The organism is Paenibacillus sp. CAU 1782, assembly GCF_054551715.1.
The window spans coordinates 1151385-1164107 of the sequence record NZ_JBTOLL010000001.1 but is presented as its reverse complement, the minus strand read 5'-3'; the positions used below and the strand labels follow the sequence as shown (position 1 = coordinate 1164107).

General features: G+C 52.4%; 14 protein-coding genes. 13 read left to right on the top strand and 1 reads right to left on the bottom strand.

What is annotated here, in order from left to right:
- Positions 1-2: 2 nt before the first annotated feature.
- The 10 genes from def to spoVM all read left to right on the top strand — a co-directional run bounded on the left by def (position 3) and on the right by spoVM (position 9086).
- A complete protein-coding gene (gene def, locus ACX93W_RS05820; RefSeq protein WP_459391358.1) occupies positions 3-488 on the top strand; it encodes a peptide deformylase in 486 nt (161 codons plus the stop codon).
- A gap of 4 nt (positions 489-492) precedes the next feature.
- Entirely contained in the window at positions 493-1449 is a 957-nt protein-coding gene (gene fmt / locus ACX93W_RS05815; protein WP_459391357.1) for a methionyl-tRNA formyltransferase, read from the top strand.
- Positions 1446-2885: a 16S rRNA (cytosine(967)-C(5))-methyltransferase RsmB gene (rsmB, locus tag ACX93W_RS05810; protein ID WP_459391356.1), complete on the top strand. Its 1440-nt coding sequence runs from the start codon at positions 1446-1448 to the stop codon at positions 2883-2885. The genes fmt and rsmB overlap by 4 nt, the downstream gene beginning before the upstream one ends.
- A gap of 178 nt (positions 2886-3063) precedes the next feature.
- Positions 3064-4110 (top strand): 23S rRNA (adenine(2503)-C(2))-methyltransferase RlmN, encoded by a 1047-nt coding sequence (gene rlmN, locus ACX93W_RS05805; RefSeq protein ID WP_459391355.1) that lies wholly within the window; start codon positions 3064-3066, stop codon positions 4108-4110.
- A gap of 7 nt (positions 4111-4117) precedes the next feature.
- The gene (locus ACX93W_RS05800) at positions 4118-4888 is read left to right on the top strand and encodes a Stp1/IreP family PP2C-type Ser/Thr phosphatase (RefSeq protein WP_459391354.1); all 771 of its coding nucleotides are present in this window, start codon (positions 4118-4120) and stop codon (positions 4886-4888) included.
- A complete protein-coding gene (gene pknB, locus ACX93W_RS05795; protein ID WP_459391353.1) occupies positions 4885-7032 on the top strand; it encodes a Stk1 family PASTA domain-containing Ser/Thr kinase in 2148 nt (715 codons plus the stop codon). Before ACX93W_RS05800 ends, pknB begins: the two co-directional genes overlap by 4 nt.
- Before the next feature lie 13 nt (positions 7033-7045).
- Positions 7046-7957, top strand: coding sequence for a ribosome small subunit-dependent GTPase A (rsgA, locus tag ACX93W_RS05790; RefSeq protein WP_459392018.1), 912 nt, complete (start codon positions 7046-7048; stop codon positions 7955-7957).
- Positions 7958-7962: 5 nt separating this feature from the next.
- On the top strand, positions 7963-8607 hold the full coding sequence (gene rpe / locus ACX93W_RS05785) for a ribulose-phosphate 3-epimerase (protein ID WP_459391352.1): 645 nt from the start codon (positions 7963-7965) through the stop codon (positions 8605-8607).
- A 10-nt stretch (positions 8608-8617) separates the two neighbouring features.
- Positions 8618-8917, top strand: coding sequence for a hypothetical protein (locus tag ACX93W_RS05780; protein WP_459391351.1), 300 nt, complete (start codon positions 8618-8620; stop codon positions 8915-8917).
- An 88-nt stretch (positions 8918-9005) separates the two neighbouring features.
- Positions 9006-9086, top strand: a complete 81-nt coding sequence (gene spoVM / locus ACX93W_RS05775) for a stage V sporulation protein SpoVM (RefSeq protein WP_010345573.1) — start codon at positions 9006-9008, stop codon at positions 9084-9086.
- Positions 9087-9228: 142 nt separating this feature from the next.
- On the opposite strand, the gene rpmB is transcribed toward spoVM, so the two are convergent.
- On the bottom strand, positions 9229-9417 hold the full coding sequence (gene rpmB / locus ACX93W_RS05770) for a 50S ribosomal protein L28 (RefSeq protein WP_068683988.1): 189 nt from the start codon (positions 9415-9417) through the stop codon (positions 9229-9231).
- Between the two features lie 268 nt (positions 9418-9685).
- Between rpmB and ACX93W_RS05765 the strand changes: the two genes are divergently transcribed.
- From ACX93W_RS05765 to ACX93W_RS05755, 3 genes are read left to right on the top strand one after another with little or no spacing between them, the layout of a single operon-like run.
- The gene (locus ACX93W_RS05765; protein WP_459391350.1) at positions 9686-10045 is read left to right on the top strand and encodes an Asp23/Gls24 family envelope stress response protein; all 360 of its coding nucleotides are present in this window, start codon (positions 9686-9688) and stop codon (positions 10043-10045) included.
- Between the two features lie 56 nt (positions 10046-10101).
- Entirely contained in the window at positions 10102-11832 is a 1731-nt protein-coding gene (locus ACX93W_RS05760) for a DAK2 domain-containing protein (RefSeq protein ID WP_459392017.1), read from the top strand.
- A 30-nt stretch (positions 11833-11862) separates the two neighbouring features.
- The gene (locus ACX93W_RS05755) at positions 11863-12720 is read left to right on the top strand and encodes a DegV family protein (protein WP_459391349.1); all 858 of its coding nucleotides are present in this window, start codon (positions 11863-11865) and stop codon (positions 12718-12720) included.
- Positions 12721-12723 lie beyond the last annotated feature (3 nt).

Below are 12723 nucleotides of genomic sequence, written 5' to 3'. Positions count from 1 at the left end.
AGATGAGCATCAGATTGATTGTGAAAGACCCCGACCCGGTTTTGCGCGAGGTCGCCAAGGAGGTGACCAAGTTCAACGCCAATCTTAAAAAGCTGCTGAAGGACATGGCGGAAACGATGTACGATGCGGAGGGCGTTGGACTGGCTGCGCCGCAGGTGGGCATTTCCAAACGGGTCATCGTTGTAGACGTAGGTGACGACAACGGCCTGGTGGAAATGGTGAATCCCGTCATTGTGTCACAGGAAGGCGAGCAATTTGGTCCGGAAGGCTGCCTCAGCATTCCTAATCTGAATGGCGATGTCCGCCGTTCGGACAATATCGTCGTTCAGGGACAGGATAGCGAAGGCAATACGTTTAGCGTAAATGCCAGCGGTTTTTTTGCGCGTGCGTTTCAGCATGAAATCGACCATTTAAACGGCATTTTGTTTACCGATTTGGCGGAGAGCATTTACGACATTTCGGAAAGATCAAGAAAAGGCGGCGAATAAGGTTATGCGTATTGTATTTATGGGGACGCCGGATTTCGCCGTCCCTTCTTTGCGTGCCCTTCTGGATCAGGGGTACAACGTTGTTGCAGTCGTCACTCAGCCTGACCGGCCAAAAGGCCGCAAGAAGGTTCTTACGCCTTCACCTGTGAAAGAGGCGGCCCTAGCGTTGGGATTGCCAGTGTTGCAGCCGGAACGCATGCGCAGCCCGGAGGCGGTTAAGCAGCTTCAAGCCTATGCGCCAGATCTCGTTGTGACGGCGGCTTACGGCCAAATCCTGCCCAAGGCGGTTCTTGAAATGCCGCGCTTCCGCTGCATCAACGTGCACGGCTCGTTATTGCCGAGGTACCGTGGCGGAGCGCCGATCCAACGTTCCATTATTAACGGCGAAGCCGCAACAGGCGTAACCATTATGTATATGGCGGAAGGACTGGACACGGGAGACATGATCAGCAGCGTGGAGCTGCCGATTGGCGAAAGCGACCATTCCGGCACGATGTTTAGCAAGCTTAGCGAAGCTGGAGCTGAGTTGTTGATCAAAACGTTGCCTTCCGTATTGGATGGCACGGCGGTAGCGGTCCCTCAAGATAATGATCTGGCGACCTACGCCCCCAATTTGACGAGAGACGACGAACGTATAGATTGGGGCAAAAGCGCACAAAGCCTATTCAATCAGGTGCGCGGCCTTTATCCCATGGCCGGAGCGTTTACGCTTCTGAACGGAGAAACGTTTAAAATCTGGTCATGCTCTCCATTGTCCGGCGAAGGCGGGCCGACATCGGGAGCGGCTCCCGGAACAGTCATCGAAGCCGGAGCCGAAGGCATTGTGGTTCAATGCGGCGAAGGACGTTTGCTGCTGAAGGAAATACAGCCTGCGGGCAAAGTCGTAATGAAAGCTTCGGAATGGCTTAAAGGCTCTCGTCTTGCGCCTGACGCTGTCTTTGGCGAAGGAGAGGGCCGATGAGCCGCCCGGCGCGCCCTAGACAGGGCGGAAACGGCCAGCAGAGCAACCCCCGTTCCGGCAAAGCTGCGCTTGGAACGCCACGCGAAGCCGCATTAACCATCCTTGTGAGGGTGGCGACTTCAGGCGCTTACAGCAATTTGCAGATCAATAAAACGTTACAGGAAGCGGGATTGTCCCGCAGCGATGCCGGTTTGGCGACGGAGCTTGTGTATGGAACGATCAGCAGGCAGGCTACACTGGATTATTGGCTGGAACGATTCGTGGCAAAAGGTCTTGGCAAGCTGCAGACTTGGGTGCATCAGCTGCTCCGTCTCAGCGCTTACCAACTGCTCTATCTGGACCGCGTGCCTACACATGCCGCCGTCAATGAAGCGGTTGAAATCGCCAAACGCCGCGGGCATGGCGGAATTGCGGGCATGGTGAACGGCGTGCTGCGGAGCATAGACCGGAATCGCGCCGAATTGAAGCCAGAGCTGATCAACTTGCCGGGAGAAGCGGAGACAATTGCGCTGCGCCATTCCTATCCCTTATGGCTGGTGGAAAGGTGGATTGCCCAGTTTGGCTTAGAGGCGGCTGAAGCAATCTGCGCTTCCAGCAACGAAGCGCCGCATGCCGGCATCCGGGTCAATCCCCTTGCTGCAAGCGTGGAGGACGTGCTGGCTGAACTGTCGGAAGCTGGCCTAGAGGGGCAACCTTCCTCATTGACGCAATCCGGCATAGCGGTTAGCGGCGGAGGCAATCTGACCGAGCTTGCCGGATATATCGGCGGGCGGTGGTCGCTCCAGGATGAAAGCTCCATGCTTGTCGCTGAGGTGGTTGCTCCTCGGCCGGGCATGAAGGTGCTCGACTGCTGCGCGGCGCCCGGCGGCAAAAGCTGTCATCTGGCGGAGCTGATGGAAGGGAAAGGAAAAGTTTGGGCAAATGATCTCCATGCGCACAAACGCAAAATCATTGCTGCCCAAACCGAAAGGCTCAAGCTTCGCAACGTAGAGGCGACAACGGGCGATGCGCTTAAGCTGGGAGAGATTTTTGCTCCGGCTTCCATGGATGCCGTTTTATTGGACGCTCCTTGCTCCGGCTTTGGCGTGATCCGGCGCAAGCCGGAAATCAAATGGACCAAAACGGCGGGCGACGTGTCCGACATTGCCGCCATCCAGCGGTCGCTGCTGGATGCGGTTAGCGACATTGTCAAACCGGGAGGCACGTTTGTGTACAGCACTTGCACGATGCTGAGAGAGGAAAACGAAGAGCAGATCGAGCGTTTTTTGAACGATCATCCACAATTCGAGTTGGACGCGCAATGGCCCGAGCCGCTGCTTAAACGACTGACTGCCGCTGGTCTGATCGACGAATCATTCCAGGGACAGCTGCAGCTGCTTCCCCATCATTTCGGCAGCGACGGTTTTTTTATCGCCCGTATGAAAAGACGGCTGTAACACTCCCGAATTAGCGTAAAACCTCTATTATGGCCCAGCATAGACGTTTGTGGTAAAATAAAACGATGGCGGCTTCCGACTTGCTGTTAGTTGAACAATCGCGTATAAACGATGCAGGCGATTGCTCGACGTAAAATGCATATTTGCTGCTGCCCAATTCAAATACAGGTGTGATGAGATGAAACCATTTATTTATGACTATACATTAGAGCAAATCCGCGATTGGATGAAAGAAAACGGCGAAGCCGCTTTTCGCGGCGACCAGTTGTTTGACTGGCTTTACGTCAAACGGGTGAGCAGCTTTGAGGACATGTCCAATTTGTCCAAGGAATTGAGGCAAAAGCTGGACGATCAATTCCAGTTCGTTACGCTGCAGGAAATTACAAAATTTGAGTCGCGTGACGGAACCGTTAAGTTTCTGTTCGGCCTGCATGACGCCCATGGAATTGAAACGGTCATTATGCGGCATAGCTATGGCAACAGCATCTGCGTAACAACGCAGGTAGGCTGCCGAATCGGCTGCACGTTCTGCGCATCGACACTAGGCGGTCTGAAACGGAACCTGACGGCGGGCGAAATCGTAGCACAGGTTGTAACGGCCCAGCAGATGCTGGATGTAACCGGCGAGCGTATTTCCAGCATCGTGATTATGGGTTCCGGCGAACCTTTCGAAAATTATGACGCCACCATGACTTTTCTGCGTCTGATGATTCACGAAAAAGGGCTTAATATCGGCCAGCGCCACATTACGGTATCCACTAGCGGCATTGTGCCGAGCATGTACAAGTTTGCGGACGAAAACACGCAAATCAACCTGGCGCTTTCAATCCATGCTCCAAATGACAAGCTGAGAAGCAAGCTGATGCCCGTCAACCGGCGTTATCCGTTTGAAGATGTTATGGAAGCGTGCCGCTACTACATTGCCAAAACCGGGCGCCGGATATCCTTTGAATATGCCTTGATAGGCGGCGTAAATGACAGCGCCGAGCATGCTCAAGAGCTTGCCGATGTTCTCAAGGATATGCTCTGCCACGTCAACCTCATTCCGGTCAACCACGTGCCGGAGCGCAACTATGTCCGCACGCCGCGCGAGGATATTTTTGAATTTCAAAGAGTGTTGGAGCGCAACCGGATCAATGTAACCATACGCAGAGAGCAAGGACATGACATTGCGGCCGCGTGCGGCCAGTTAAGAGCGAAACATATGGAGTCCACGGCGAGGTGATAGTTCTTTGTTAACGGCGAATCGCAGCAATATCGGACGAGTACGACACGTAAATGAGGATTATGCTTGGGTTGGCGAGCTGCCTGGCGGGATTACGCTTGCCATCGTTGCGGACGGCATGGGCGGCCATCAAGCCGGCGATGTCGCAAGCAAGCTGGCTGTTGAATCCTTCCGCAGCATGCTGGAGCGCCAGCCTGAGCGGGCTGAGGTTTCCGAGCAGGAAGCCAAAATGCTGCTTCGTCAAGCGATTGCGGAGGCCAATGAAAAGGTTTATGAGATGGCTTCGCGCAACGAGCGCTACCACAGCATGGGGACTACGGTTGTTGCCGCCATGCTGGGGGGAGGCAGCGCTGTTATCGGCCATGTGGGCGATAGCCGCGCTTACCGGATTTCCAAGGAGAAGCTAAGCCTGCTGACCGAAGACCACTCGCTGGTCAACGAGCTGTTGAAATCCGGCCAGCTCAGCCAGGAAGAAGCTGACAACCATCCCCGTAAAAATGTGCTGACAAGAGCGATCGGCACCGACGCGCATGTGGACATTGACGTGCAGTCGCTCCCGTGGAGCTCCGAGGATATGCTGTTGCTTTGCAGCGACGGTTTGACCAATATGGTTGGCGAAGAGCGGATTTTTTCCGTATTGGCCCAGGAAAGCCGTGATCTCAGCGCCAAAGCGGATCAACTCATTCAGCAAGCGCTTGAAGCGGGCGGAGACGATAATGTAACGGTCGTTCTTCTGCAGGAAGCAGCCAGTGCTAAGCGGAAGGAGGATGCAGTATGATTGGACATGATTTAGGCGGAAGATACGAGATTTTATCCAGAGTCGGCGGCGGGGGAATGGCGCTTGTCTATAAAGCCCATGATGTGCTGTTGAACCGCAATGTCGCGGTTAAGGTGCTCAGGCAGCAATTTGTCAATGACGAGGAGTTTATTCGCAGATTCCGGAGAGAGGCGCAATCCGCCGCCGCGCTTTCCCATCCTAACGTGGTTAGCATATACGATGTAGGGCAAGAGAACGATACGCATTATATTGTAATGGAGTATGTGGAAGGCAACAATTTGAATGAAATCATTCAGGAACGCGCGCCGCTTCAAGTACAGGAAGCCGTTCGGATAGCAGCGCAAATATGCGATGCGTTGGAACATGCGCATCACAATCACATCATTCACCGGGACATTAAACCTCATAACATACTTATCGGAAACAACGGTCGTGTCAAGGTAACGGATTTCGGCATTGCCCGCGCGGTTACCTCATCGACGATAACACATACAGGCTCTGTTGTGGGCTCGGTTCACTATTTTTCTCCGGAGCATGCCAAAGGCATCAATACGGGTGAAAAATCGGATTTGTATTCGCTTGGCATCGTGATTTATCAGATGCTTACGGCAAAGCTGCCTTTTTTGGGCGAAAGTCCGATCAGCGTGGCGCTTAAGCATTTGCAGGAGTCGTTTGAGGACCCGAGGCGGGTCAATCCCCATATCCCGCAAAGCGTGGAAAACATCATTTTAAAGGCGATGCGCAAAAATCCGGCTGAGCGATATGCAACGGCAAGGGATATGCTGGAAGATTTGGACACCTGTCTGCTTCCTGAACGGTTAAACGAACCGCCAATTGTTTTCCCGACCTTTAACGATTTGGACGAAACAAAGGTGATGCCGGCCATTCGGCATGACGATACGATGCACCGAATCGAAAATAAGCAGCAGGAGCCGCGGCCTTCGGGCGGCAATAAATCGTCCGGCATTGAGGCGTCCGCTTCCCAGACTGAAATCGCCAAAAAGCGCGGCGGTTGGCGAAAACCGCTAATCGTGGCTGGCATTACGCTAGTGTTGCTGTTTTTGCTGATTATGGGCTTCCGGTGGCTGCTGAAGCAGCTAGACACAGAGGAAGTTGAAGTACCTTATGTAGTAGGCTGGATGGAGAGCGATGCGCGCGCAAAGCTGGAAGAGGTTGGCATTAGGGTCGAAGACCCCGTAACCCGCGAATTCAGCAAAGACATTCCGAAGGACCAGGTCATCGAACAGTCCAAAAAGAATATGAAAGCCAAAAAAGGTACCACCATTCAATTAACGGTCAGCGATGGTCCCGAATTGAAGGAGCTCAAGCAATATGTAGGGCGGCTGCTTCAGGAGGCCAAAGACGAGCTGACGGGAATGGGGATTTCGGCAGACCGGATCAAGGTGAAAGAAGAGTTTAGCGAAGAAGAGGCTGGAACGATTCTTAGTCAAAGTCCGGAACGGGGAGACATGATTGATCCCGAAACGGCCGAAATATCCTTTGTCGTAAGCCAGGGCAGGGAACAAGTGAAAATGCCTGATTTAATTGATATGAAGCTATCGAACGCAAGAACGCTTCTAAGCTCTCTGGAACTGGTTCTGGAGGAAAGCGATATCAGTTACGAGGCAAGCTACTTGCACAAAAAGGATCATATAACAAACCAGGACGATATCCTTCCGGGTGAAATGATTGCCAAAGGCTCCAAGGTGAAAATAAAGGTTAGCACTGGCTTGCCTGCGGATGCCATCTCTTATGTCTTTAATGTCAGAATTTCGCCTGCGGTTTCGGGCACATCCAGCAAGGTCAAGATTCTTTATTCCGATGCAACCGGTGAAAATATCGATGCGGGAACCCAAACGATTAGCGGAACGGTGGATATACCGGTAACGGTTATATTGGCTCCGGATACCGTGGCCCGCGTATCCGTGCTTCGTGACGGAAACTTTATGGACATTAAGGAAATCCGATACGATGAAGCGTTGTCGGGCAACCATTCGCCAGGTTTGGAAATACCGGGACAGGACGACCCGCCGGCGCAAACGGAGGAACCAAGCCAGGAAGAAGAGCAGCCTGCGCATGCGGAGGTAAATGAACATAATGATGAAGACGGCTCAGAACAAAACAACGGCAATGAAGGCGAATGACGGTGCTGCGGGGATGTTGAACGGAGTGATCGTCAAGGCCTTAAGCGGTTATTATTACGTGCGGCCAAGTGATGGCGATGAGGACGGCGAAACGGTTCAATGCCGTGCCCGAGGCATATTCAAAAAACGGGGACAGTCTCCGCTCGTGGGAGACAACGTCCGTTACAGCTTGACCGAAAACGGGGAAGGCACCGTAGAGGAGCTCCTTCCCCGTTCCTCGGAGCTGATACGCCCTCCGGTCTCAAACGTCGATTTGGCAATCCTTGTATTCTCCGTGACGGAGCCCGACCTCAACTTGCAGCTGCTGGACAAGTTTCTGGTCCATATCGAGCATGCCGGCATCCCCGCCTTGCTTTGCCTCAGCAAGCAGGACCTGGAGGAGGAAGGCGAGGAAACGGAGGAAGCCAAAGCAGCGGCTGAATCTGTCAACCGTATTTATGGAGCGCTGGGCTACGAGGTTTTTGGCACCAGTTCCCGCAAAGGCGACGGCGTAGAGCGGCTTCAGGCCCGTTTGAGGGGACATCTGGCTGTATTTGCTGGACAATCCGGCGTAGGCAAATCCTCGCTCCTGAATGCGATTGTGCCTGGACTTGAGCTGGAAACGAATGAAATCAGCAACCGGCTTGGGCGAGGAAAACATACGACGCGCCATGTGGAGCTGATTAATATCGGCGGAGGACTGGTGGCGGATACGCCGGGATTCAGCCAGCTGGATTTTCATGAGCTTGGCGTGCAGGATTTGAGCTATTGCTTTGTGGAGATGAGAGAGCTTTCGCCACAGTGCAAATTTCGCGGCTGCACCCATGTCCACGAGCCCGGCTGCGCCGTTATTTCCGCTTTGGAAGAAGGAAAAGTGGCAAGGAGCCGCTACGATCACTATTTGCTGTTTATGGAAGAGATGAAAGATACGAAACGGAGGTACTAACGAACATGACCTTAATTGCGCCTTCCATATTGTCAGCGGATTTTTCCCGCTTGGGAGAAGAGATTGCCGGTGCAGAAAAAGCCGGCGCGGACTGGATCCACGTAGATGTCATGGACGGACATTTTGTCCCGAACCTGACCTTTGGCCCGCCCGTTATCGCTGCCGTTCGGTCTGCGACGACTCTTCCTTTTGATGTTCATTTGATGATACAAAAGCCGGAGCTGTCGCTTGGCGATTATGTATCGGCCGGCGCTAATCGGATTACCGTGCATGCTGAAGCCTGCACGCATCTTCACCGGACCATTCATTGGATCAAGGAACGCGGTTTGCCTGCTGGCGTTGCCATAAACCCTGGGACCCCGGTCTCCGTGCTGGAGCCCGTTATTCACGATTTGGATCTTGTGCTTGTTATGACCGTTAATCCGGGTTTCGGAGGTCAAAGCTTTATTCCTTATTCACTGGTGAAGCTTCGCCAGGTCAAAGCAATGCTGGAGGAGCGGGGACTAGACGACGTTCATATCCAGGTGGACGGGGGCGTTAATCCAGCTACGGCTCCAGGGATCCGCGAAGCGGGCGCCAATGTTCTTGTTGCGGGAAATGCCGTGTTTGGAGAATCTGACCGGGCCGCCGCAATCGCGGCGCTGCGTTAGGGGAAACGTTATGAATCAACGGGTCAAAACAACATTGAGGACAATCAGTTACAGCCTGCTAGCCGGGCTGTTTTTGGCATTATTCGCCCAAATGGATCATTTTATCAAATATCTGTTTTCGCTGCTTGCCCTTTTAATGGGGATTCTGTATTTCCGCAAGGTGGAGACGACAGTGCCGCGTGTGCTGTTTATCGTCCTGGCCCTGATCTTTTATTTTGTCGCCGCTATCATATTTGCCGCAGTGGCGTTTATACGGGATCATCCCGATTACATGACGGGAATGCTTTTTGGAGCGCTTGCAATGGAATAGGACAATATGCCTTCGCATAGGATGATTACATATAGTGATGGAATTGTTGCGGAGTTATTCCATGAGCGTGTCCGAGGAGGGAAGAGGCATGAAGTTTTATACGATCAAGCTGCCTAAATTTCTAGGCGGGTTTGTAAAGGCCATCCTGAACACATTTCAGAAAAATTGATGCTGCCTTCTTATAATGTGAGTTCAAAAGGTTCGGTTCTCCGTATCGAAGTTGAAGCGGACTTTTTGAACATTTCTTTTAAGAGGCAAAAAATAAAAGCACCTGGGCAACAGGTGCTTTTGTCTATGCGCGTAAGCCGGAACTATACGCGTGTCACTTTGCCGGATTTCAGAGCGCGGGCGCTCACATAGACGCGCTTTGGTTTACCGTCAACAAGAATGCGAACCTTCTGCACGTTGACTCCCCAAGAACGGCGTGTTTTGTTATTGGCGTGGGATACGTTGTTGCCTTGACGCGGCGACTTGCCAGTCAGATAACATTTGCGGGACATGACTACACCTCCTAAGCATAATTCAAGTAAGCAATATTCAAGTTCATACATGCCGAACCGATCATTCAACGCGAAGCCTAAACGGCGTCACTTCAGACGATCATTGAGCTTTACGCTGAACACACTTGAATATCGTATCACAAAGACGAGCTCTCTTCAACCCAAATGTGAGGAAAATGGAATGAATTTCTGTACGGACTTCAATAACGGCGTTCTTTATAGTACAATAAGACTTGGTCCATACTAGTGGAGTAAGGAGTGTGTTACCATGTCACTGCAGCTTCAAAGCGAGCTTGGCTCGGTTTACGTTTCAGATCATTGCATTAGCCTGTTGGCCGGCTCTGCAGCATTGGATTGTTATGGACTTGTCGGCATGGCTTCCCGGAAAGGGCTGAAGGACGGCATTGCAGAATTGCTGGGACGCGAGAACATGTCCCGCGGCGTCGAGATCAGACGGGAAAACGGCAAGCTGTATATCGATCTTTATATCATCGTAAGTTACGGCACCCGAATTTCCGAGGTTGCTCACAATATTCAATCCAAGGTTGAATACGTGATGAATAATGTAATTGGCCTGCAAGTGGACGGAGTTCATATTTTTGTGCAGGATGTAAGGGTATCCAGGTAGCGGAAGGGGAATTTTCATTGGGTAAGCGCTCTATTAACGGATCGGATTTTGCCGCAATGGCATTGTTCGGTGCGGAGCTGTTGCAGAATAACGCGGAACGCGTTAATGCATTAAATGTTTTTCCGGTTCCAGACGGAGACACGGGAACCAACATGAATTTGACGATGGGGTCAGGCGTAAGGGAGCTGAGAAGCAAACCTTCCGATCATATCGGAAAAAGCGCGGAAGCCTTGTCCAAAGGATTGCTGATGGGCGCCAGGGGCAATTCGGGCGTTATTTTGTCGCAGCTGTTTCGCGGCATGTCCAAATATTTGTCCAGTCATCAGGAGGCTACTGCCGCCGATCTGGCTGCGGCGCTTCAGCAAGGCGTGGACATGGCTTACAAAGCCGTGGTCAAGCCTGTTGAAGGAACGATTCTGACCGTTGCGAAGGAAGCGGCAAAACATGCTGTCCATTATGCCAGACGCTCGACGGATGTTGCCGATTTGATGCAGGAAGTATACCGCAAAGCCAACGAAGCGCTGCAGAAAACACCGGAACAGCTGCCGGTTCTCAAGCAGGTTGGCGTGGTGGATTCCGGCGGGCAAGGACTCGTATACATTTATGAGGGCTTTGTCAGAAGTCTTGCCGAGAGGGAAAGCACAGGCTATCAGGAGCTGTTCATGCAGCCTTCCGAAGCCGCCATGCCCGAAGAAGTAGCGCTCCCTGCCGGAAGCCGCAAACTTGAGCAGAAGGACTACGCCTCTGCCCAATCGCGCCTGTCGACCGAGGATATTGAGTTTTTGTACGATATGGAGTTTTTTATTGATCGCAAACATGCCGGCAATATACCGGTGTTATTTGATGAATCCGCTTACAAGAAACAGCTGGAACGGGACGGAGACTCCATTCTGGTTATAGCGGACGACGATATAATCAAGGTGCATGTTCATTCCCGAAAACCAGGAGACGTGCTTAATTTCTCTCTCCCTTATGGAGAACTGATCGATATTCGTATTTTGAATATGAGAGAGCAGCATCGCGAACTGCTGGAGCATGAAGAAGCCGTCGCAACTGCGGATTTGTCCGGAGCCGAGCTGCTTGCGGGCGGCGCCGTTAACGGGCTTGGCGCAAGCGAGGCCTATGAGAAGGCTCCTTACGGGATGATTGCCGTCGCGATGGGGGATGGCATTGCCGATATCTTTTTGGCCAGCGATGTAGACACCGTTTTGTCTGGCGGTCAAACGATGAATCCTAGCACGGAAGATTTTTTAAAGGCGATTGACGCATTGTCGGCGGATCATATCTTTCTTTTGCCGAATAACGGCAATATCATTCTCGCGGCGGAGCAAGCCGCCGAGCTTAGCGATCGCGATGTGACCGTTATCCCGACCAAAACAATCCTGCAAGGCTTGGCGGCGGTTTTGTCGTTTAAGGAGGACGAGTCTCCTCAGCGCAATCTGGATTGGATGAGCGGGGCGGCGCAAGGGATTGTGTCGGGCCAAGTTACAAAAGCGGTAAGAGATACTTCCATTGATGGCGTTGACGTCAAGGAAGGCCACTACATTGGCATCCGCGAAAAAGCGATTGTTGTTTCCCATGCCGATCTTGTGGAAGCATGCACGACTTTGCTTGGCGCCATGTTGGCGGAAGGCGGAGATTTGTTGACTGTCCTGACGGGCCAGGAGGCGAATGGCGAAGACACAGCGGCTATTTGCGAATGGGCGCAAGCGCAATATCCGGATCTGGAAATCGAGGTTCAACGAGGCGGACAGCCTCTTTATCCATACTTGTTTGGCGTGGAGTAATGCCAATACTTATTATTTGGAGGTAATGCCATGGGCAAGGTAAGAATTGTGACTGACAGCACATCCGATATTCCGGCGGAACTAAAAGAAGGGCTGGATATTACAGTTGTTCCCTTGCAAGTGCTGTTTGGAGAAGAAACCTTTCTGGACTCCGTTACGCTGACCGCGGACCAATTTTACGCCAAGTTAAAAACGGCGCAGGTTCAGCCCACGACTTCACAGCCGTCGCCGCTTGATTTTTCGCAAGTGTACGAGCGGTTGCTGACGGAGGATCCGGGGTGTGCCATCATCTCTATTCATCTGGCATCTGTCTTGAGCGGTACGCATCAGTCCGCTACGATTGCCAAATCCATGCTGGAGCAGGAAGGGGATATCGAAATTGTGGATTCCTGCTCCGCTTCCTACGGCATCGGCATGCAGGTTGTGCTGGCGGCCCGTATGGCAAAAGACGGCAAGTCTAAGGAAGAGATACTTGACGCAATAAGAGAGTTGCAGCAAAAAACGTATATCTACTTCCTCGTGGATTCTCTGGAATGGCTTCGCAAAGGCGGAAGAATCGGCAAAGCTGCAGCGCTGATTGGCTCTATTCTCAACATTAAGCCAATATTGTCGCTGGACAAGTCGACAGGCAGCGTAATTCCCGCTGATAAAGCGCGCGGCACTAAAAAAGCGATCGCACGGATCGGCGAGATGCTGCAGGACCAATTCGGCAATGCCCCCGTCGCTGTTGTCATAGCGGGTACTGACGAATTGGATAACGCAGATGAGCTGGAGGCAAAGGTAAAAGCGGTGCTGAATGTTGAGTCTGTTACGTATACAACCGTTGGCGCAGTCATCGGCACGCATACAGGGCCGGGAACATCGGCCGTATTTGCATACAAGGTGTGAGGA

Coding starts and splice junctions, on each gene's coding strand:
- def (WP_459391358.1), top strand. CDS start 3: ATGAGCATCAGATTGATTGTGAAAGACCCCGACCCGGTTTTGCGCGAG.
- fmt (WP_459391357.1), top strand. CDS start 493: ATGCGTATTGTATTTATGGGGACGCCGGATTTCGCCGTCCCTTCTTTG.
- rsmB (WP_459391356.1), top strand. CDS start 1,446: ATGAGCCGCCCGGCGCGCCCTAGACAGGGCGGAAACGGCCAGCAGAGC.
- rlmN (WP_459391355.1), top strand. CDS start 3,064: ATGAAACCATTTATTTATGACTATACATTAGAGCAAATCCGCGATTGG.
- pknB (WP_459391353.1), top strand. CDS start 4,885: ATGATTGGACATGATTTAGGCGGAAGATACGAGATTTTATCCAGAGTC.
- rsgA (WP_459392018.1), top strand. CDS start 7,046: ATGTTGAACGGAGTGATCGTCAAGGCCTTAAGCGGTTATTATTACGTG.
- rpe (WP_459391352.1), top strand. CDS start 7,963: ATGACCTTAATTGCGCCTTCCATATTGTCAGCGGATTTTTCCCGCTTG.
- ACX93W_RS05780 (WP_459391351.1), top strand. CDS start 8,618: ATGAATCAACGGGTCAAAACAACATTGAGGACAATCAGTTACAGCCTG.
- spoVM (WP_010345573.1), top strand. CDS start 9,006: ATGAAGTTTTATACGATCAAGCTGCCTAAATTTCTAGGCGGGTTTGTA.
- rpmB (WP_068683988.1), bottom strand. CDS start 9,417: ATGTCCCGCAAATGTTATCTGACTGGCAAGTCGCCGCGTCAAGGCAAC.
- ACX93W_RS05765 (WP_459391350.1), top strand. CDS start 9,686: ATGTCACTGCAGCTTCAAAGCGAGCTTGGCTCGGTTTACGTTTCAGAT.
- ACX93W_RS05760 (WP_459392017.1), top strand. CDS start 10,102: ATGGCATTGTTCGGTGCGGAGCTGTTGCAGAATAACGCGGAACGCGTT.
- ACX93W_RS05755 (WP_459391349.1), top strand. CDS start 11,863: ATGGGCAAGGTAAGAATTGTGACTGACAGCACATCCGATATTCCGGCG.